The following is a 22,724-nucleotide window of genomic DNA, read 5'->3' as shown; positions in this document are numbered from 1 at the left end:
AGATAATAAATGTAATTTTCAAAATGTATTGAAACACTTTATTTAAATATCGACTTAACTTCTTTATAAACCCTATCAAAATTAGCCTGTAAATCGGCATCAGAATACTCATGGATTTTGGTTGGTAATCGCTTTTCTATTTTAGGAAGTTTAAATTGTACTTTTCTATCCTTACCATCAGCAAATGTAATAAACTCGCCTTCTTTTAATCTGAAAAATACGTCTGCTCTAATTTTAGCAACTTCACGCTCTCCTGTAGTAACTCGCGTATCAAAATTAAGATTATAACCACGATTAACACTTGTGGTTTCTTTCTTTACGATTTCAAAAAAGCGTTCGTAATATTTTGCGGTGTCTGGATCGTTTACCTTTCCGAAGAATTGATACGATAAATTACTTAAAATTGCTTTACTCGCTTTATCTCCGTACATCATATCGTTTTGGATTTTGTCTTGCATCACGTAAATCGTGGCGATATCATAACTACGTAATGTGGCAGGAATTCTATGCATATTCAACAATCTAATCGTTGGTGCTTCTTCCATCAATAAAAACGAAGCATTAGAATTTCTCACACTCATTTGCTTTGTAATCGTGTGAATAATAGTTGCTATAATTGGCGAATAGGCAGTCTCGTATTTCGGATTATTGACTACTGAAATTACTAAAGGTTGTTCCTGACTATTTATATCTAATGGAACATCATCTGCGGATAAGGTCATAAAAATACGTTGAGTACTTATTTTTTTGAGCGCATTGGCCAAAGTGCTTTTTACACCAGCCGTTTGTCTGTCCGAATCCTTACCACTAATAAAAGCATCAGCCATCGCTCTCGATGTTGTATTCTTACTCAAAAATGCAATTAGACTTGAAGTATTGAGATATTGGTAAACAGCTATTAAGTGTGGCAATGTACAATATTGCGGATGTGAGGTTCTTAACTTCCAAATCAATCCTCCAATTAAGCCTTCTGCTGCATCATTGAAAAATTTTGTTGTTCCTATACTTCCGGACTCTCTTTGTTCTAATAAGTTTTCTATAAGTACTCTTGCAACCTCATTTACGCTTTCTTCATTGGTCATATATCTTGGTGCAATTGGATTCACTCGATTATGAATATTATCGAATGAAATCACTTTGAAATCAATCTCGTTTTTTTCAAATAAGGGAAATGCCATTTCTGTGATTTCAAAATTCTTGTAATCGTGAATCACACCAGAAAATTTATGCTTGCTGAAATGCTGAAGAAAATTAAAAACGACGCTTTCTGTTTTTCCGCTTCCTGCAGAACCAATGATTGAAGCGCCTCGTTTGATGTTGTTTATTTTGAAATTTCCACGCTTTACTTTAAAATGAACTTGGTGTTTATCATTGGAATCCAAAATTTCATTTTCCTTGTGAAGAAAAACATATAACACCGTATTGATAAGCAAAAGCGGACAACCAATATATAGAAGCTGGATAACCCAATGCATTAAATAAGGACTTAATTTAAAAAGTAGTCCTAAGCAAATTACAGTTAAAATAAGATTTATAAAAAAAGCATATCGGGTCATTTTGAAAAGACTAGAGAACACTAAGCTCATTCCAAATAATAACCCAATCGTAAATGTGATTCCTTGTATTTCCATTTTATATACCTATTGAACCTGATTTAATTGCTATGTCCACACCACGTTTTAAATACCTTATGGTTTTAAGCGCTATTTGGACTTGATTTGTTGGAATACTTGCAATGGGTACTCCAGATTTAGCAAGCATTTTAAAAGCAACTGCTTTTTCACTTGCAGGCAATCCTAACAATGTTGTGAAGTACAGCTTTGGATTTTTAATAAAATCTTTCTTCGATTTATAGGATTCTGCATAGTTGCGTTTATAGCCAAAAGTTTTATCAAACGTGCTTTCTGCTTTTGTAAAAAATGCATCTCTGTCGAATCCACGTTTTACTAATTTTCCATTCATCGTAACTTCTGAAGCTTTGTATTTAGATCCTGGCGATAAACTCACAGAATTTGATGCATCCTTTCGACTCACGATAATATGAATATGACTTTGATTACCCGCTTTTTTCATCCCTTGAACAATTCGTTTTCCATTTTGTTGGTGTGGTGCTTCGGCTTCAAGTTTAATTATTTGGGATTTCATTTTTTTAATATTTCCATCTAATTGATGATTCTCTATTTTTCGAATATCAGTTTTTAGTTGCAGTATTTTAGTAGCAAAAGGTTGGTTTTCTTTAACCTGTTTATCTGTGCCTTTGAATGTTCTTTGATGCTCAATTTTCGCATAATATTTTATGTCGTCAACGGTTATCGGTTTACCATTAATTTCTCGATTGAAGGACGTTGCATAATCGTTCATTATGGCTCTGGTATATTTCTTTAAATCTTCAGAATTATTCTGTAATTTTCTCAATTCATATTTACTAGGACTAACTGTAATTGAATAAAATTTAGGTTCTTTCTTTTTGAGTTTTGCAGTATTGCCATCGATTTCTTTGACCACGTCTTTGGCATCAATTTCATCTCCATATTGATTAAAAAAATGCTCCACATCTTCTTGCTCCAAACCTTGATTTTCCTTCTCCAGATACTCAGCAAAATCCGCAGAACTTTGTGAATAATCTCCTCCTAATTTTTGAGCTGTAATTGTGATATACATAATATTATAATTGATTATTTGAATCATTTTTTTCTACAAATAGTACTTCCTTCTCTTTGACCTCTTTCTCTAAAATCAATTTTTCTTTCTTTGGTTCAAACTCCATAAATAAAGATTGCAACATTGCAGTTGTCGGTTTATCATGGTTCTTTTCAATGTCTTTTATAATGGCAATTACTGCTTCAGTACGTTTACGATTCTTTAATAATTCAATTAAAAGACTTGGTTCTTTTTTATCAAATGGCGAGAACCCGTGCCATTCAAAAAAATCGACCATTGCATCCAAAGTTTCCGATTGTTGTTTGGCAAACTTTCGCGATAGTTTACGAAAGCGTTTTACCACATTACGCTTTAAATTGATTGCCGCATAATCGTATTCATATTTGTTCTTAACTTTCATTTTTCAATAAACTTTTTCAATGTTTCTGGTGCATTTCGCATGGTTTTCAATAAACTTTTGGAATAGAGCTATCCAAATAAGTGTTCAAAATCACAATAAACAACTGATATTCAATGAATTGAATATCAAATCAATATATATAACATCGCGCTAGCGTGTTACCCTCTTGCTATTCCTTTTCGTCCAGCTCGCTGGACAAAAAAAATACCATTTCATCCAAAAATGTAATGGCTTTTTAACGATTGCTAATTGTAATTCGATTTTTTAAGAGTGTTATTCTTGAAGTTTAAATGTATCTTTAAGGAATAGCTCTTTTTGTTGCAGAATATAAAATAACATGACAAAAAAAGACCTCTAAATAATTAGAGGTCCAGGGTTAATAATTCAATTATAAATCTTCTAAATGTTAAAAACATAACTATAAGTGTATAAATTTTTAATCATTTCTTCGTCTATCAGGCTATCATAATCTGCGCCAGTTTCGTCAACATACTTTTTAATGGAATCTCCATAAAGATATGTAACGTGTTCTCTTGAAACTTTTAAAAGTTCCTCTTGCTTTTCCGAACTCAAATCTTGAAATTTAATATAAATCATATCTCAAAAATTCAATATTCACTTGGAAGCATCAGCGTATTATTTACAAAAAATAATCGCAATTCATCCAAAGGAAAATCGGTTACATTATATCGGTGCGTTTCAAAAATTTTATCATTTCCATCGCTATAATTAATGATGGCTTCGCATTGCTTTTCAAACTGTTCCTTTTCAGAAAGTCGTTTAAAATCGATGGTAATAAATTCACTTCTGTTCGATAAACTTTTTGCAATTACGGATGCATCTGTAATCAACCAAAAGCATTCCGCTTCGTTGGCTAAATATTTTAATCCATCTGTAAAACGAGTTCCAATTAATGGAATTTTAAAGAACATTTCTGTACCACAAAAATGTTGCAAATCGGCTTTTATTTTGTTAACTTTATCATTCATTGTAATTCTATTTAATAAGATTAATAATGAAAAAGAGAGCGCATCTTTTGGATAGGAACGCTCTCTTTTAATTTTCAATTATTCCGTAGCGTTATCCTCGCCTTTAATTCCTAAAAGAAGAATTTCATCTACGACCACTTCGGTAACGTATCTTTTTTCTCCCTCTTTAGTTTCATAAGAGCGTGAAGTCAATTTTCCCTCTAGTGCTACTTCTTTTCCCTTGCCTACATACTTTTCTACGATTTCGGCAATTTTTCCCCATGCTACAATATTGTGCCATTGGGTGTTTGTCACTTTTTCTCCATTAGAATCCTTATACGATTCATTGGTTGCGATTGAAAATTTTGCAACTTTCTTTCCGCTTTCAAGGTTTGTGATTTCTGGCTCGTTTCCTACGTTGCCAATTAACTGTACTTTGTTTCTTAGAGTACTCATAATTAAAAAATTTAAAGATTAATATTTACCAATCTGAACCATTCAGAAAGGCTTTGTTATTGATTTACTTATTATATCCAGAGCGTTTTCCTTTTTTTGTTTTTTTAACTTTTGTTCCGCTTCCTTTTTATTGATTTTGTAAGATTTCATAAGATTCATTTTAGATTTACTTCCCATAGAGCCGACGCTGTTACCTTCTTTTTGTTGCTTAGTGCTTTCGATATTCAGCTTTGTTTAGACATATAAAAAGTGCGAGGCACGAGCCTGGTTATGCTGTCGTTCAAAGCTGAATGTTGTTATTTTGCTGTCAAAAAAAGGTATGACGGTGTTGGATTACGGAAGTGATTCTAAAGTCGCTGTGAAATACAATATCATAGGAAGTGGAACAAAATGCAAATACATTTTTCCTTAATTGGCGGACTTGATTCACGCTTTTTACTAGGAATGAAGTGTTCCTTTCCAGAGAAGCGGAAAGGATTAACGGAATGGAAAGTCAAAAGTGTGGATTATGTCCAAGACTTTGATAATGAAGCTCTTTTTCTGGAATGTAGTTTTTACGGAATGGAAGGAAATGTGCTGAATGGGATAGTAAAATAAATTCCCCTCGTAAATTGAATATTTATTTTTAAAATAGTTTCTCTTGAATATCTAGAATACCATCTTCTTTTGACACTTTATTCTTTTTCAAAATGTCTTTTAGAGCTTTTCGTCGTTTATCGTAAATCCATTTTCTAAGATTATTCAACATACCCATTTCATAATCAGACAGTTCTTTTGGTGCTATTTCAGTCATAGCTTCTAATTGTCCATTGTTTCTAGACTGCATTGCATATTGAAGCCCTAGCCATGTATAAATATTTACCCATTCTGTTTGCATAGGTGCTTCATAAGTTCTTGGCATTATGTAAGCTAAAGCCTCTGTAAGTGATGCCATTTTTTCATGTGTCATTGAGCAAATGATTCTTGATAATTTTATCCTTCCAAGTATGTCTTTTGGTATGGTGTCTTGCCATGCGGATTTAAAAACAATAATTGGACTTGCAAGACAATCCATAAAATCGAAAACGAAATCACTCTTATCCTTTTTAGTTGGTTTTACTACTTTTTCTTTTGCTGATATCGGCTTACATTCAAAACCGAAATCGAACTGAACTACTTTTAAATTTTCCATGATGTAAGATTTTAAATTAAACGCTATCTAATAATACTTGATAATTCACAGGATGCTTTTCTCTGTAATAAGCTAAATGACTTTCTCCACTATCGACATCGTAATTTTCACTACTTAATTGATAATGTTCTTCTGCTTCTTGTAATGTCATGTCGGGTTTTTCGGACACTTGTTTCATAATTCTAAGATTTTTTGATTAAACAATATTTGAGCAGTACCTAAACGGAAGCTAAAATCACAGCTCAAAAGGAAACGGAATAAATAAGCGTTGGATGATGCGCAGGCTTTATGCCGTAGTCTTTTGATGGGTGTATTTTACGAGTTTACCTTTGCGCTGATATTGATTGAATACTTTCTACTTAATTTATAACCCTTTTCTATGAAGTGCTATATAAAAAAATAAGAGCCAGCACGAATGCTGACCCTTACTTCCAACAACAAAAGCTAATCGTTTAATTCCTGAATTTTCTTTTCAAGATTTCCTATTCGCTCTTTCAAACGTGTTTCACGCTTGTTTCTCTCTTCTACATATTCCTTTTCAATATTGGCAATTTTGGTTTTATAATTCCCTTGCATCGCATTGTAGAATGAAATGTTTGTCAGGTTATTAACGTGATTGCTTTCGCCAAAATGTACTTGCTTGGTAAGAATGTACCGAATCAACTTATAAAAGGTTTCCTTTTTGAAATTCTTTTTGAAATTCTCGACAGTTTCCACATCAGTCATCTTGGATGTGTTGCCTAATAATTTTGAAAAGTGTTTTTGTCGACCTACATAGTCCAAATTATTTTCAAATACCGTTAATGAGAAAGCCACCATCTCATCTACCGAAAGCGCTTTCTTCTTTTCAATATAATCGGTTTGACGAATCATCTGAACCATGTCCTCAAATTGCTTATTATGCTCGATATGCCTCTTACGAGTTTCTCTTTCGTTGATTTTAACGATTTGCTCTTCTGGCGAACACTCTGCCATTTTTCTATTTGCCAACGGTTCTGAATATGTAGAATTTTCAGTTTTTGAATCTTCTATTACCTTCACAAAAACGTCTTTATGAACATACGTTTTTGGATGAAACATGATGCCATCAACAAACCCATTTTCTTTTGCGGAATTGTGTGTTTCCAATTCTTCCTTGTAATTATCAACCGCTTCTTCAAGTTCAGCTTTCAGTTCGGCTTCAGAATAGTCGTAATGTTGGTATTCTGTCTTAATTGCTTCTATTGTAGGCTCAATTGGCTCTTCGATTATTTCAACATCATCCAGAAGGTAAACTTTCAATCCGTTTTGTTCCAATTGCGATATAATGAATTGGTTACTTTCGTCATTTGCCCAGTATTTGCGAATTTCAGGAATCAACAACACATTCTCTTTTTTCGATTTCTCAATCAGGTTTAAAAACGACTTACTTTTCTTCGTTTCATAACAAGCTGATTTTGTACACACCATTTTACCATCGCCAAACAAATTGCCTTGATTTGCTGCGTTGAATGGACATGTTGTACATGCACCAACTTTGGTAATTAATTTTTCATCATTTACATCAAAAGGTGCTTTTTCCAAATCGTAAGTCTGGTTTTTAATCATCTGATTAATTTGATGTGCATTAAAATCCTCTCCCATTGTTTCCAGCATCATTTGCTGTTCCTCTGGCTCGAAAAGTGCCACACCTACTCCTAATGAAATAGTCATTTCGCCATTACGGACAAATACTTTAAATCCTTCAATTAGACCTGCCAATTTTAAACGTTGCCTAACAAAGTTTTCTGTTCTTCCCAACCGTTTTGAAATCTCAGTTGGCGCATATTTTTTGCTTAGGTATGCAATCGCTTCAGCTTCTTCAGTAGGCTCGACATCTTGTCTTTGTAGATTTTCGATAATTTGAATTTCCAGAACATCATTATTATTGTATTCTCTTATGATACTCGGAATTGTTTTCTTTTTCGCCAATTTGCTTGCGCGAAACCTACGCTCTCCCATTACAATGATGTAATCTTTTCCAGATTTCCGGACTGTAATTGGTTGTAGGACACCGTGTTCTTGGATGCTTTCAGACAGTTGCCTGAGAGCTTCTTCGTTAAAGGTTTTTCTTGGTTGCATTGGGTCTGGGATAATCCTTCCAATACTGAGCTCTTGAACTTGAAGTCCAATGGCGCTTTGTGTCAATTTCTTTTTGACCTCATTTTTAACGATGGTTTTTGCCTTTCCGTTTTTACTTGTAATACTTGCTGTTGTTGTCATAATACTTAAATTTTAGATTAAACAATATTTTTGCAGAACCCAAACGGAAGACAAAATTTCTGCTCAAAAGGAAACGGAATAAATGAGTTGTGGGCGAAGCGTTGGCTTTATGCCGTAGTCTTTTGATGATAATATTTTGCGAGTTTATCTTTGTACCAATATTGATATAGATATCTCTCCCTCTTTTAAGCGGACGCTATTTCAAGGTTTTATATTGGGAATGTAGTTTTCCTGCTCCCGAAGTTTCGGGATTAGACAGGATCTAGCGAAGTGGAAATCTAAAACTTTGGAATTGTGTCCAAGAGTTTTTTAGTGAAGCTCTTTTCCTGTAATGTAGAGCAACGGAATTAAAGGAAATGTGCTGAGTGAGCTTATTTCAGTATTATTCAAACTAAATAACCCCTGCAAAAGCAGGGGTTAGAATTAAACATATAAAAATATATTCTAATTTATTAATTTTATTATTTCCATTGCATCTTCTGCAACCTCACAGCATTCAAAATGGCTAATAAAGCTACACCTACATCAGCAAATACCGCTTCCCACATTGTAGCCAAACCACCTGCTCCCAAAATCAGAACTATTACTTTTACTCCAAATGCTAAACCAATGTTTTGCCAAACTATTTTTCGGGTGGAACGACCTATTTTAATTGCTCTGACCACTTTTGAAGGTTGGTCAGTTTGAATAATAACATCTGCTGTTTCAATCGCTACATCACTACCTAATCCGCCCATTGCGATTCCTACATCGCTTGCTGCTAAAACTGGTGCGTCATTAATCCCATCTCCAATAAAAGCAATCTTATTATTAGTGTTCTGTTTTAAAATTTCAACTTCATTTAATTTATCTTCTGGTAGCAAACCTCCTTTGGCATTTTCAATTCCTAACTCTCTTGCTACTTGTTGGGTAATAGAATCTTTATCGCCTGAGAGCATCATAATGTTTTTAATACCTACTTTGTGCAATGCTGTAATTGTTTCTTTTGCATCCTCTTTTAATTCGTCTGCTATCACAACATAACCAGCGAACTTATTATCTATTGCTACTAATACTATGGATTCTACAATAGAATCAGTTTCAGTTGGAACATCTATATTATTGGCAAGCATTAAGGCTTTGTTTCCAACTAAAATTGTTTTACCATTTACAATCCCTTTTAAACCTTTACCTGCGATTTCAGAAACGTCTTTAGCTTCAAAATCTTCTCCGTCTTCCTTATACTCCATTATGGCCTTTGCGATAGGATGTGTGGATTGTTCTTCTATAGCCATTAAGTACTTCATAAAATCAGATTCTTTCCAACCAATAGCCTTTACTTCTTTGATTTTAAAAACGCCTTTGGTAACAGTTCCAGTTTTATCCATTACCAACGTGTTAATTTTGGTCATTGCATCTAAAAACGAAGCTCCTTTGAACAAAATTCCATTTTTTGAAGCTGCTCCTAATCCGCCGAAGTAACCCAACGGAATGGATATTACCAAAGCACAAGGACAGGATATAACCAAAAATATTAAGGCACGATACAACCAATCTCTAAACACATAATCATCTACAAAAAAGTATGGTAAAAATGTAACAGCAATAGCCAAAAACACCACGATAGGTGTATAAACTCGTGCAAATTTTCTAATGAACAATTCGGTTTTAGATTTTCTCGCTGTGGCATTCTGTACCATATCGAGAATTCGAGCAATTGAACTATCCTTAAATTCTTTTGTGGTTTCAATTTCTATAACACCATCCATATTAATACTGCCTGCAAATACTTTTTCGCCTTTTGCAATCGTATCAGGTTTGCTTTCTCCAGTCAAAGCCGCTGTGTTAAATGAACCTTTTTCGGAAAGTAGAATACCATCCAAGGGAACTTTTTCTCCCACGCGCACTTGAACTTTTTCTCCAATTTCAACCATTTCTGGACTTACAGAAGTGTAATCATCATTGCGATAAACTAAAGCCTCATTTGGTCTTACGTCGAGCAATGCCTTAATGTTAGATTTCGCTCTGTTGACTGCTGCGTTTTGAAATAATTCGCCAACTGCATAAAACAACATTACTGCAACGCCTTCAGGATATTCGCCAATAATAAATGCACCAATTGTGGCTATTGACATCAAGAAAAACTCTGTGAAAACGTCGCCTTTTTTGATACTTTCCCAGCCTTCTTTTACAACAGGGAATCCTACTGGTAAATATGCTATACCATACCATCCAATTCGTAACCAATCATTAAAAAATGCAACATTAAAATAATCTAAAGCAATGCCAATAATTAGCATTGTAAAACTAATTATAGCAGGTATATACGCTTTAAAATTATTGGTTTGACCACTATGGTCGTGACCATCATCGTGACTGTGTTCTTTTTCAGAATTTGGTTTGATATCTTTTAAGTTAAGTTTCTTTTTTTTCATCATTAATTTAATACTTCAAATTTAAAATTGTTTATATCCACCTTCTCACTTTTTTTGCATACTCAAAATAATCCTTTCCAAACTCTCTTTTCAAAAATTCTTCTTCTAACCTAATTTGTGTATTTATACTTATAGTTGATAATGAAATTATCAATAGTGTAAAAGCATTTGGAATGACCAAAAACAATCCCATATTCGCAATCATAATTCCTAGAAAGATTGGGTTTCTGGAAATTGAAAATAATCCTTTAGTTACAAGTTTTGTCTTATTTTTTTCATCAATTCCAATTCTCCACGAATTAGCCATATGTGATTGAGCAATCCAAACTACGATTAGAGAAATAATTAAAAATCCCCAACCAATTATAGATAAAATTTCATTTTCTATATACCAAAAAGGAAGTAAGTATTTATACCACTCAATCTTAAAAGCGTAAATACCAACAATAATCAACTCAATAAACGTTATAGCAGTAAATACCTTTCCATTAAAACCATGAGCATCATCAGCTTTATTAAAGGTCAATGGATTAATGCCTGTTTTACTTTTTAACAACAATGACCTTACGACAAATACGAGCAAAAAGTAAACGACTTGAAAACTAAATAGCAACATCGATTTTTTATTTTGATTATTTACAACAAAAATGCTTTAAATATCTATGCAATGGAAGTGCATTTATTGACCACTACACTTATCACAAATCCCTTTTACTACCAAGTTTACATTTTCTGAAACAAAACCGTCAGGCACTTTAATTTGAGGGATTTTATGTTCTGTTAAACAAATGGTTTCATTACAGTTATTACAATGAAAATGCAAATGCAAATCGGTTTCAATCTCGCAATTACAACCCTTTTCACACAAAGCATATTTATTAATTCCTGTGCCATCGTCTATTTGATGAACGATAGCTTTTTCTTCAAATGTTTTAATGGTTCTGTACAACGTTGTTCTATCTGCTTTCTCAAAGGCATTTTCTATATCGCTCAATGTAACTGCAACTTGTTTTTCTGCAAGGAACTTATAAATTAATAAACGCATTGCCGTTACTCGTATGTTTTTTGACTCTAAAAATTGTTCTATTGTTTTCATAATTTAATGTTCGTGTTCTGCTTCTCCTTTTTTCATTTCAGCAATTAAATAATATGCATTATTATAAGCAAATTTCGTGGTTTTATCTTGCTCTTCAGTAAATTGAACAGCAATCCAATCTTCATCTTTTGCTCCTAAAAGCACTTCAACGGGCTTAAAACTCCAATCTTCATTTTCTCTTTCTACGGAAAAAACATAAAATCTATCGCCTTCTTTTATAATAGCACTTTCTGGTAGTGCATTTGTTTCTGCATTCTCAGCTTGAATTTTACCTTGTATATACATTCCTGGAATTAAATTACCTTTTTTGTTTTCAATTTCAGCGTGTACGTGAAGGGCTTTGGGATTATCTTCAAAAGTTTTACTTACCGAATAGATTTCTGCCGTGAGCTCTTCGTCTGTATTAGATTGTAAATTGAATATCACTTTTTGACCTTTCTTTACTTTATAAACGTCTTTTTCGAACACCATTAAATCTGCGTGAACGTGATGCGTGTTTACAATTTCAAAAAGTTCAGTTTGTGGTTCTACATATTGTCCTATTTTAACTTCAACTTTTTGTACAAAACCTTCTATTGGACTTCTTAATGATATGCTTTGAGCAATTGTCCCATTTCGTACTGATGACGTGTTTATGTTTAATAGTCTTAATTGCGCTTCCAATCCATTTACCATCGCTTTAGAGGCATCATATTCCGCTTCTGCTTTTTGAAAATTTGCACCAGAGCCAACTCCTGCATCATATAATTTTTGTTGACGTTCATAGTTCTTCTTTAAAAAATTACTGTTGCTAAAAGCATTCAAATAATCAGTCTGCATTTTTATAATATTAGGATGTGATAGATAGGCAACTACTTGACCTTTATTAACTTTATCGCCTTCAATTACTTTTATAGATACCACATTTGCACCAACAACAGACGTAATAGCCGCTTCGTTTTGTGGTGGTACTTCCAATGTGCCATTAGCTTCTACATAACCGCTCATATTACGCAATGCTAAGGTGTCTGTTTTCATTTTTAAGGCATCAAACTGTTTCTGTGATAGCATCACTTCTTCTTCATCACTATGAGCTTCTTCAGCTTCTGGCTTTGCATCTTCATTGTGAGCATGACCATCGCCTTCTTTGTGGCTTTCTTTATTTCCACAAGCAACAACTAAAACTGTTAGTAGTGCTAAGATTATATATCGTGTGTTTTTCATTTTCTTATTTATTAAAATATTGTAGTTGAAATGTACTTCCTAAATAATTTATTAATGCTTCTTGAGCTTGTAATTCAGATTGAATAGCTTCTTTTATGAGTTGTGTAAACCCTGTATAATCTACCTCTCCTTCTTTATAGGCAAATAAAGCACCCACTTTTTGTTCTTTCACAAGTGGTAACACCTCATTTTTATAGAAAAGCCAAGACGTTTTCCATTTTTGATAATTCTCTTTTGATTGTAGAAACTTGGATTGTAGGTCTTGTTTTTTGAACTGAATGTTCATTTCTGCAATTTCCTTATCGATTTTTGCGGTTTTAACTTTCGCTTTATTAGTACCTGACAAAAAAGGAATTGAAATACCTGCTTGATAGGTGTAAAACCCTGAATTTCCATTTACGTTTTGTAATCCACCTTGAAGATTTAACTTGGGTAAATTATCTGCTTTGGCAGCCTTATATGTTGCTTCTGCTTCTGTTACCTGTAATTGTGCTATGCTATTTAAGGGATGTTCTTCTAGGTTAAACGTATTAACATCAATGTCGCTAGTAATTTCAAAATCATTAGGAACCGTATAGAATGTATCAGAAACCAGCCATAGATTTAACTGTTGTAATGCAATAGCATAGTCACTTTTTGATTGCATAAATCTATTTTGAATCTGTAAGGCTTGATTTTTAGCTGCTGAATATTCTAACCTTGAAATAGCTTCTACTTCAAAATTCAATGCTACAGCTTTTTCAAAATTGGTATATATAGAATCTAACTCTTTGTATAAATTATAATTCCTTTTACTCTGCAAGGCATTTGCCCACGCCTTTTTCACTTCCAATTCTAAATCTAATTCTGAAAGCTGAAACGCCTTTTGAGCTAATTGAATGCGTTGTTCTTGCAATCGCTTTTTTGCAGAAATACCGAACACATCAATGTTACTTTGACCAATTCCAATAGTCGTATAAATACCATTTCCGTTATTAATTTCCTCGCCTCCAGTAAAAATTTGAGATGTACCAAAATCGTAAGCTGTACTTTTTAACTGTTCTTGTTTGCTAATTTCTAATTGCTTTTGTTTTAAAAGCGGAAAATTTTCTTTTGATAATTTAACCGCTTCATTCATTGAAATAATTGGTAACGTATCATTAACTTCTTGGGCGTTTCCTGTTATTGGCAACAAAAACATAAAAGCTACCATTACAGTAACGATAATTACTTTTTTATTTGCTCTAAACTTGAATGATTTGCTTTCTACCCAATGATATAATATCGGCAACACGAACAATGTTAATAATGTAGAGGTTAGTAAACCACCAATTACAACCGTCGCTAAAGGTCTTTGTACTTCTGCACCAGCTGATGCTGAAATTGCCATAGGTAAAAACCCTAAAACATCTGTAAAAGCCGTCAGCATAATTGGCCTAATTCTTCGTTTTGTACCTTCTATAATTCTATCTTTAAGATTGGTAACACCTTCTTCTTTCAACTCATTCAGTCCGCTTATCATTACCAGACCGTTAAGAACAGCGACGCCAAACAAAACAATAAAACCTACACCTGCCGAAATACTAAAGGGCATATCCCTTAACCACAATGCTACTACACCACCAATGGTTGCCATAGGAATTGCGATATAAATCATTAAAGTTTGTGGCAACGATTTCAAAGCAAAATAAATAAGTACAAAAATGAGCAATAACGCAATTGGAACTACAGTTTGTAATCTGTTACTTGCACGTTCTAAGTTTTCAAATGCACCACCATACCTAATAAAATAGCCAGTTGGTAATTCAAGTTTAGCGTCTAACTTTGATTTAATCTCGGTTACTAAAGATTTTACATCACGCCCTCTTACATTAATACCAACATAGGTCCTTCTGTTTGTATTATCCCTGCTTATTTGCATTGGGCCTGCTTTGTAGCTTATATCTGCAACTTCACGAAGTGGAATTTGAGTACCAGACGGTAAATTAATATATAAATTTTGAACATCTGAAATATCCTTTCTGTTTTGAGAATTTAACCTTACCACTAAATCGAATCGCTTTTCGCCTTCAAAAATAATTCCTGCTGTTCCACCTGCAAAAGCCGATTGAACGATTTGATTTAAAGTATTTATTTGCAGTCCGTATTGTGCTAATTTATTTCTATTGTAGGTAATGGTCATTTGTGGTAAGCCTGTTGTGGCTTCGGCCTTCATATCTCCAATACCTTCTGTACCTGCAATAATTTGAGATATTTCTTCTGCTTTTTGAGACAGTACATTTATATCTTCTCCATAAAGTTTTATGGCAATGTCCTCTCTAACACCTTCTAGTAATTCGTTGAAGCGCATTTCGATAGGTTGTGTAAATTCATAGTTAACACCTGGAACGATTTCAACCGCTTCTTTCATCTTCTCTATCAATTCATCTTTTGTAATGGCTGTTGTCCATTCGCTTTTTGGCTTCAGAATTACAAAAACATCAGCCAAATCCATTGGCATTGGGTCTGTTGGAATTTCAGCAACACCAATTCGACTTACAATTTTTTCAACTTCTGGAAACTTTGCCTTTACAATTTGTTCAATTTTTGTAGTCGTTTCAATAGTTTCTTTAAGGGAACTACCTGGTTTTAAAATGGCGTGAAACGCAATATCTCCTTCATCAAGTTGTGGTATAAATTCGCCTCCCATTCTCGTAAACATAAAGACTGCAATACCAAATAAAACAACAGAAACACCAATTATTAGTTTACCTTTCTTTAAGGCTTTTTCTAACAACGGTTGATATTTACGTTCTACCCAATGCACAAATTTATCGCCATATGATTTTTTGTCGTTTTTTGGTGCTCTTAAAATCAAGGCAGACATCATTGGCACATAGGTCAAACAAAGCACCATGGCGCCAATCATTGCGAAAATGAATGTCAATGCCATTGGTTTAAACATTTTCCCTTCAATACCTTGTAAAGCCAGAATTGGAAGAAAAACAATAAGGATAATAAGCTGACCGAAAAACGCAGCATTCATCATTTTTTTTGAAGCATTTGAAGCTACCTTATCTCTTTCTTTTGCTGTAAGGCTCTTCTTTTTAAGTACTCGGGATGTAATGAGAAATACAGTACTTTCAACTATTATTACTGCTCCATCTACAATGATTCCAAAATCAATCGCACCCAAGCTCATTAGGTTTGCCCACACATCAAATACATTCATCAATATAAAGGCAAACAACAACGATAATGGGATAGTGGATGCTACTATTAAACCACCTCGCCAGTTTCCTAATAAAAAAATGAGTACAAATATTACAATTAATGCGCCTTCAATAAGGTTTGTTGCTACAGTTGATGTAGTTTCTGCTATTAATTTACTTCGGTCTAATAAAGGTTCAATAATTACACCTTCGGGTAATGACTTTTCTATTTGAGCCATGCGCTCTTTTACATTCTCGATAACATCGTTTGAATTAGCCCCTTTAAGCATCATTACCAAACCACCTACAACTTCGCCTTCGCCATCTTGTGTTAATGCGCCGTAACGTATAGCAGAGCCAAATTGCACTTTGGCAATGTCTCCAATAGTTATAGGAATATTATTTATATTTTTTACTGTAATTTTTTTAATATCATCCAAACTACGCACTAAGCCTTCGCCACGAATAAAATTGGCTTGATGGTTCTTTTCGATATATGCACCACCTGTATTTTGATTGTTGTTTTCCAACGCTTCAAAGACATCGGTAATTGTTAATCCGATTGCTCGCAACTCATTTGGGTCGACAGCGACTTCATATTGCTTAATTTTTCCACCAATAGCATTAACTTCAACAACACCCTCAACCATTGCCATTTGACGTTGTACTATCCAATCTTGCATGGTGCGCAAATCAGTAACCGAATATTTGTCCTTATATTCTGCTTTGACTTTAAGTGTGTATTGATATATTTCTCCAAGACCAGATGAAATAGGCCCCATTGAAGGTTCTCCGAATCCCTCGGGAATTTGTCCTTTAATGTCGTTGAGTTTTTCAGCGACTAATTGACGCGGCAGATATGTTCCCATATCATCGTCAAAAACTATGGTAACAACTGATAAGCCAAAACGAGAAATTGAACGAATTTCTTGAACATTAGGCAGATTACTCATTGCCACCTCTACTGGATAAGTAATAATTTGCTCAATATCCTCTGTTCCTAAATTTGGTGCTTGTGTAATGACTTGTACTTGGTTGTTGGTAATATCTGGAACAGCATCGATTGGTACTTGGGTCATACTCCAAATACCTGCTCCAACAATGGTAAGTGTTAGCAAACCAATGATGAATTTGTTATTGATTGAAAAATCAATGATTTTATTAATCATAGAATTATAGTTATAATGAATTTATAAATAAAGAATAGTTACCAACTGGTATCGATGGTAGCATAGATTTATAATATACCTGCGTTTGCAGGTATTCATTATACTTGTGGTGGTTGTAAAACGGAATTTGTGAAGTCTTTTTCTGAACCGTTTAGGTATAAAACATCTTTTGTGGAAATAAAAGATATGTCTAATTTTAAATCTGGAATATCAAAATGCACAGCACTTACATGGCAGCATTGACAAATACAAAAAGGCGAACATAAATCTGAATCTTGATGTTGATGGTCATTGTCCATTCCTTGTGAAATTTCTGTTTGAACCTCATTATCAAGCGTAGCATTATCTTCGCAAGGTGCTAAATTAAGCGCGAAAATATAAATTGATAATATGAAGGCTAAAAATTTCATCGTAGCAAAGATATAAATTATTTAATGCAATGGTGTTGCAAATAACGTATGCATGTAACTTTTATTATAGAAGAGCCTTAATTAACAAGGCTCTTCTATAATTATTATTAATGGTCATGGTCTGAATGATCCTCTTCATTTTTATCTCCTGATTGATTCATTACCATATCATGTTCATATTTACAACATCCTGGCAGATTACTATATGCTTCTTCGCTTCCTGCTACTTTTTCAGTATCATAACCTGATGCTGCAATTGCGTTATGGATTGCCATTGCATCTGTTTTAGTATCGTCAAAAGACACGTCAATTTTCTTTTTATCTACATCCCAATTTGCACTTACAACACCATCAACTTTGTTTGCAGCTTTTTCAATGGTTTTTTTACACATTCCACAATTACCTCTAACACCAAAAGATATGTCTGCCATAGCAATATCTTTAGATACTTCCGTTTTTGTTTCTGTTGTTTCTTGCTTGGTTTCGTTTTTACAACTTGTTAAACCTATAGCCATTACTACAGCTACACTTAAAATTACTTTTTTCATTGTTTAAAATTTAATTGTTATTATTTGATTTTTATTATTCTATTACTTGTTTTACTTCTCCACAGGTTAGCATTGCACCACCAAAATATGGGTTGATTACTTTTTCTTCCTTGCTCAACCAGTATGCACCATTGTTATCGTCTACCATCGGACAAAACTCAACAAAGACTTTTTCATTGATACCAAAAGTTTGAATTGTACTAATTAAATGTGATGAGAGGTGCTTAAAATGATTTCGTTGTGATTCAATATTTGATGTGTTTGAAATTAATGTTGCCGATGCTTTTATTTCTTTTTCTAATGACATCCAATGACCATGAGCCTCTTTATCTTTTAATAGCTTCATATCAACCTTAGATAAATTGCCCAATAGTCTTTTTGATTCTGTCATTACGTTATTAGTATCATCTTTAACCAAAACGTCTTTTAATTTGATATAATCATTAAAAACTACTTTCAATTGATTTTGAAAGTTCTTAGAAACTTTTATCCTCCCATTCATATTAGAATGATTCTCATTATTTGCTGAAGGATCCTTTTCCATTCCAAGATGTCCTTCATGACCAGTCATAACTTTACCACCTTCTTTATTCATCATTGATTTTTTGCCTTGTAATTGGGCTGCTGCATCAACGGTAAATGTTCCATTTGTTACTATCTCATCGTCAATTTTCAAACCCTCTAACACCTCATAATTATCGCCAATTTGATTACCTAATGTAATAATGCGCATTTCAAAAACAGGCTAAGTAGGGTCTGTTTTTATATAGACAACAGAACGCTCTCCTGTCCATAAAACAGCTGTAGATGGAATAGTCAATACTTGTTCGTTACTTGAAGTCTTTCCTTTAATTTTCCCTTCAACAAACATTCCTGGCTTAAAAACGTCCTGTTTATTATTGAGTACCGCTCTTAATTTCACAGTTCTTGTTTTCGTATCTAAAACAGGGTCTATAAAATCTACTTTAGCTTTAAATTCTTTATTAGCATAAACATTGGTAGTGATTGAAATCTCTTGTCCTTTTTTAAATAAATCGATTTGATTTTCATACACATCAAAATTTGCCCAAACTGTACTTAGATTTGCTATTTTGAGTAAAGGCTGACCTTGTTTGATATAATCGCCTTGTTCTACTAACTTTTCAGAAACTGTTCCTGAAACCGTTGCATACACAGGAAAGTTTTCTTTAACCTTACCAGAAGTTTCAATTTGATTTATTTGATTTTCAGAAAGCTTCCATAATTTTAATTTGTTGCGCACAGCTTTATATAATGCAGGTTGTGATTCTTTTAATGAAGCTGCTGTAATGAGCTCTTGTTGCGCTGCATACAATTCTGGCGAATAAATAGTTGCTAACAACTGTCCTTTTCTCACTTCTTCGCCTGTAAAACTCACATTTAGGCGCTCTATTCTTCCAGAAAAATAACTGACTTGTACAGCATTAGCTTCTTCATTCTCTACAATTTTCCCTGATAATTTAACTGTATTATCTCCTGTTTTGCCATTACCAACAATTGACGTTTGAATGTTTGCCAATGCAATAGCGTTTTCTGTAAGTTTGAATTGGTCTGCTAATAATCCTTCAGAACTACTTTCAGCAGGAATTAAATCCATACCGCAAATTGGGCAATCTCCAGCCTCTGGTTGCATAATCTGTGGATGCATTGAGCACGTCCACATTTGGTTGGTTTCTGTAGTTGCTTTGTGATTGTGTTCAGTTTCTTTAGTAGATGAATTACCAAAAAGAAACCATCCTAACAAAAGTCCTACTGCTAATATTCCTATGTAAATGACTATTTTATTATTTTTCATTTTGTAATCGTTTTATCATTGCTTTCATTTCTTCTATTTCCTTACGTTGCGCTTCAATAATATCATCTGCCAGCTTTCTAACTTCTGGGTCTTGAATATCTGCACGTTCACTTGTTAGTATAGCAATGGAATGATGTGGAATCATCCCTTTTAACCAAAGTACGTCTCCTACAATTGGCGCTTGCGCTCTAACTAATCCTAATGCACTTATAAAAAGCACTAAGCTTCCTATAAGTATTGCAATATTCTTCTTTTTGTTTTTATACATTTTCAGCATGAATAGTAACATAATAACTGCCATTGTTGAAATCCCTAAACACACCATATAAAAGCGAGTCAAGCTGAAATATACATGGTCTATGGCATAGGTATTTAAGTACATGGTTATATACATTGCTATAAATGACAATCCTAACATTAAAAAAAATGTTTTATAGTTTCCTTTATTTGAGTGTTGATTTGAATTTTCCATAATTATTTTGATTTTATAGTTAAACTTTAATTGTTCTTAATCTTAATGCGTTGGCTATAACTGAAACCGAACTAAAACTCATTGCTAATGCTGCAATCATTGGCGATAATAAAATTCCAAAAAACGGGAACAAAACACCTGCTGCAATCGGCACACCTAATGTGTTATAGATAAGTGCAAAAAATAGATTCTGTTTAATGTTTTTCATTACAGCATCGCTTAAATTTTTAGCTTTGACAATACCGTGCAAATCGCCTTTTACCAAGGTTATCATGGCACTTTCTATAGCTACATCTGTTCCTGTACCCATTGCGACACCTACATCACTTTTAGCAAGTGCTGGTGCGTCATTAATACCATCGCCTGCCATAGCAACAACCTTTCCTTTTTCTTGTAGTTTCTCTACTTCTTTAAGTTTATCCTCAGGCAACATACTTGCTTTAAAATCTGTAAGATTTAATTCTGTTGCTACTGCTTGTGCTGTGTCGTGATTATCGCCTGTTAACATGATGACTTCAATACCTTTGTCTTGAAGTTCTTTAATGGCTTTGGCGCTAGTTTCCTTAATTTTATCGCCTATTACTACATAACCAGTAACCTTTTTATCTATTGATAAATAAGAAACTGTTTTCCCTTGTTTTTGATAAACTTTAGCTTCTTCCTCCATTTGCGAGGTTATCTCAGCATTGGCATAATCCATCATCTTAGGATTTCCTAATGCCACCTTTTTATTATTAACAGTAGCTTCTACACCTTTACCTGTAACGGCACTAAAATCTTCGGATTTTAAAATTTCTGCGTTTTCTTGTTTTCCATATTTAACGGTAGCTTCTGCCAATGGATGTTCGCTGTTTTTGTTCAATGAAACAATATATTCCAGAATGTCACTTTCGCTAAAATCAGCATCAAAAGAACCTACTGTTTCAACGGTTGGTTTTCCTTCAGTAATAGTTCCTGTTTTGTCTACAATTAGTGTAGTAACCTTATCCATTTTTTCAAGTGCTTCAGCATTTTTAATTAATACACCATTTTGAGCACCTTTACCAACACCAACCATTACAGACATAGGTGTTGCTAACCCCAACGCACAAGGACAAGCTATTATTAAAACAGCAATAGCATTTACAAAGGCATAAACATAAACTGGTTCTGGTCCCCAAATCGCCCAAACCGCAAAAGTTAGTAAAGAGATAATGACCACAACAGGCACGAAATAACCTGACACTTTATCGGCTAAATTTTGAATTGGCGCACGACTCCTACTGGCATTGTTAACCATGTGGATGATTTGAGAGAGTAACGTATCACTCCCCACTTTTTCAGCTTTCATTAAAAAAGACTGGTTGCCGTTTATTGTTCCGCTACTTACTTTATCATTTACTGTTTTATTAACGGGAATTGGCTCTCCAGTAATCATTGACTCATCAATAGTTGTATCTCCTTCTGTTATCGAACCATCCACAGGAATTTTATCGCCTGGTTTTACTTTTAGAATATCATTTAATTCAATAGCATCGATGGTAACTTCAACATCTTCGCCATCTACAACTTTTATAGCTTTATTGGGTGCTAGCTTTAACAATTCTTTTACTGCTGAATTGGTTTTACTATGCGCACGAGCTTCTAAAAGTTGACCTAAAAGCACTAATGTTAGGATAACGGTTGCTGCTTCAAAATAAACGTGTACTGCTCCAGATTCCGTTTTGAACTGACTTGGAAAAATGTCTGGAAAAAACATACCAAAAACACTAAATAACCAAGCAACACCAGCACCTATTCCAATAAGTGTAAACATATTAAGATTCCACGTTTTTATACTTTTATAGGCACGTTCAAAGAACATCCAAGTGGCATAAAATACAACTGGAATGGATAATACAAACTGAATCCAATTCCAATATTTTTGTTCCATGATGTCATACAATGGATTATTGGTTAACATTTCGCTCATTGCCATTAAGAAAATTGGCAATGTGAATATTACTGCAATCTTAAACTTCTTTAATAACTTTTTATAGGTTTTCTCTTCTGCTGAACTATCTGCTTCCATTGGTACTAAATCCATTCCGCATTTAGGACAAGTACCTGCTTCATCTTTTATTATTTCTGGATGCATGGGACACGTCCATTGCTCTGATAAAGTTGTGGATAGATTTTGTTCTTCGACCAAATCCATTCCGCATACAGGACAATCGCCTGATTTATCATAGGTCTTATCGCCTTCGCAATGCATAGGACAATAAAAAGTACCTGTGCCTTTTCCTTTTGGCTGCTGTTCCTTTTCTACTTTGGTGTGATGATGCTCCCCTAATTTATGAATACTATATTTTCCGCCATCCTTCTTTAAAGCTTCTTGAAACCTTTCTATTGGAATATGAGATTCCATTTCTATTGTTGCTTCTGCTTTTTCTAAATCAACAGAAGCCTTAGAAACACCCTTCACTTTTGAAAGTATTTCTTCTACGTGACTTCGACAACCGTTGCAAGTCATTCCGTGTATGTGATATGTATGTTTCATTGTTTACTTTTATA

Annotated in this window: 18 protein-coding genes and 1 pseudogene; all 19 read right to left on the bottom strand. The window is 33.8% G+C overall.

The window, feature by feature from the left end; genetic code table 11:
- Nucleotides 1-38: 38 nt before the first annotated feature.
- Nucleotides 39-1,631 (bottom strand): type IV secretory system conjugative DNA transfer family protein, encoded by a 1,593-nt coding sequence (locus AAFN75_RS09485; protein WP_411806111.1) that lies wholly within the window; start codon nt 1,629-1,631, stop codon nt 39-41.
- 1 nt (nt 1,632) lies between these two features.
- Complete coding sequence (gene mobB, locus AAFN75_RS09480) at nt 1,633-2,661, bottom strand: MobB family relaxase (RefSeq protein WP_226543861.1); 1,029 nt, start codon at nt 2,659-2,661, stop codon at nt 1,633-1,635.
- Nucleotides 2,662-2,665: 4 nt separating this feature from the next.
- On the bottom strand, nt 2,666-3,061 hold the full coding sequence (locus AAFN75_RS09475; protein ID WP_226543860.1) for a BfmA/BtgA family mobilization protein: 396 nt from the start codon (nt 3,059-3,061) through the stop codon (nt 2,666-2,668).
- A 399-nt stretch (nt 3,062-3,460) separates the two neighbouring features.
- Nucleotides 3,461-3,634, bottom strand: coding sequence for a hypothetical protein (locus tag AAFN75_RS09470; RefSeq protein WP_226543859.1), 174 nt, complete (start codon nt 3,632-3,634; stop codon nt 3,461-3,463).
- A 35-nt stretch (nt 3,635-3,669) separates the two neighbouring features.
- Nucleotides 3,670-4,050: a DUF6876 family protein gene (locus tag AAFN75_RS09465; RefSeq protein ID WP_173587382.1), complete on the bottom strand. Its 381-nt coding sequence runs from the start codon at nt 4,048-4,050 to the stop codon at nt 3,670-3,672.
- A gap of 78 nt (nt 4,051-4,128) precedes the next feature.
- Nucleotides 4,129-4,485: a single-stranded DNA-binding protein gene (locus tag AAFN75_RS09460; RefSeq protein ID WP_226543858.1), complete on the bottom strand. Its 357-nt coding sequence runs from the start codon at nt 4,483-4,485 to the stop codon at nt 4,129-4,131.
- A 625-nt stretch (nt 4,486-5,110) separates the two neighbouring features.
- Entirely contained in the window at nt 5,111-5,656 is a 546-nt protein-coding gene (locus tag AAFN75_RS09455) for a hypothetical protein (protein WP_179354345.1), read from the bottom strand.
- Between the two features lie 16 nt (nt 5,657-5,672).
- The gene (locus AAFN75_RS09450) at nt 5,673-5,834 is read right to left on the bottom strand and encodes a hypothetical protein (RefSeq protein WP_179354344.1); all 162 of its coding nucleotides are present in this window, start codon (nt 5,832-5,834) and stop codon (nt 5,673-5,675) included.
- 266 nt (nt 5,835-6,100) lie between these two features.
- On the bottom strand, nt 6,101-7,897 hold the full coding sequence (locus AAFN75_RS09445) for a ParB/RepB/Spo0J family partition protein (protein ID WP_411806110.1): 1,797 nt from the start codon (nt 7,895-7,897) through the stop codon (nt 6,101-6,103).
- A 461-nt stretch (nt 7,898-8,358) separates the two neighbouring features.
- Nucleotides 8,359-10,311 (bottom strand): heavy metal translocating P-type ATPase, encoded by a 1,953-nt coding sequence (locus AAFN75_RS09440; protein ID WP_411809279.1) that lies wholly within the window; start codon nt 10,309-10,311, stop codon nt 8,359-8,361.
- Nucleotides 10,312-10,342: 31 nt separating this feature from the next.
- Entirely contained in the window at nt 10,343-10,837 is a 495-nt protein-coding gene (locus AAFN75_RS09435) for a methyltransferase family protein (protein ID WP_226543850.1), read from the bottom strand.
- Nucleotides 10,838-10,990: 153 nt separating this feature from the next.
- Nucleotides 10,991-11,407, bottom strand: coding sequence for a Fur family transcriptional regulator (locus AAFN75_RS09430; protein WP_179354342.1), 417 nt, complete (start codon nt 11,405-11,407; stop codon nt 10,991-10,993).
- Between the two features lie 3 nt (nt 11,408-11,410).
- Entirely contained in the window at nt 11,411-12,610 is a 1,200-nt protein-coding gene (locus AAFN75_RS09425; protein WP_411806109.1) for an efflux RND transporter periplasmic adaptor subunit, read from the bottom strand.
- Nucleotides 12,611-12,614: 4 nt separating this feature from the next.
- Nucleotides 12,615-16,949, bottom strand: a complete 4,335-nt coding sequence (locus AAFN75_RS09420) for a CusA/CzcA family heavy metal efflux RND transporter (protein ID WP_411806108.1) — start codon at nt 16,947-16,949, stop codon at nt 12,615-12,617.
- Nucleotides 16,950-17,047: 98 nt separating this feature from the next.
- Nucleotides 17,048-17,359, bottom strand: coding sequence for a DUF6660 family protein (locus AAFN75_RS09415; RefSeq protein WP_034043595.1), 312 nt, complete (start codon nt 17,357-17,359; stop codon nt 17,048-17,050).
- 107 nt (nt 17,360-17,466) lie between these two features.
- On the bottom strand, nt 17,467-17,907 hold the full coding sequence (locus AAFN75_RS09410; RefSeq protein ID WP_411806107.1) for a heavy-metal-associated domain-containing protein: 441 nt from the start codon (nt 17,905-17,907) through the stop codon (nt 17,467-17,469).
- Nucleotides 17,908-17,941: 34 nt separating this feature from the next.
- Nucleotides 17,942-19,720: pseudogene (locus tag AAFN75_RS09405) on the bottom strand (efflux RND transporter periplasmic adaptor subunit).
- Entirely contained in the window at nt 19,710-20,192 is a 483-nt protein-coding gene (locus tag AAFN75_RS09400; RefSeq protein WP_411806106.1) for a DUF305 domain-containing protein, read from the bottom strand. The pseudogene AAFN75_RS09405 and the gene AAFN75_RS09400 overlap by 11 nt, the downstream one beginning before the upstream one ends.
- Before the next feature lie 19 nt (nt 20,193-20,211).
- The gene (locus tag AAFN75_RS09395; protein ID WP_411806105.1) at nt 20,212-22,710 is read right to left on the bottom strand and encodes a heavy metal translocating P-type ATPase; all 2,499 of its coding nucleotides are present in this window, start codon (nt 22,708-22,710) and stop codon (nt 20,212-20,214) included.
- Nucleotides 22,711-22,724: the final 14 nt, after the last annotated feature.

Origin of the sequence: Algibacter sp. AS12 (assembly GCF_046736315.1) — a bacterium.
In the GTDB taxonomy this organism is placed as follows: Bacteria; Bacteroidota; Bacteroidia; order Flavobacteriales; family Flavobacteriaceae; genus Algibacter_B; species Algibacter_B amylolyticus.
The sequence above is the reverse complement of the archived record's forward strand: the minus strand, read 5'-3'. Positions and strand labels throughout refer to the sequence as shown.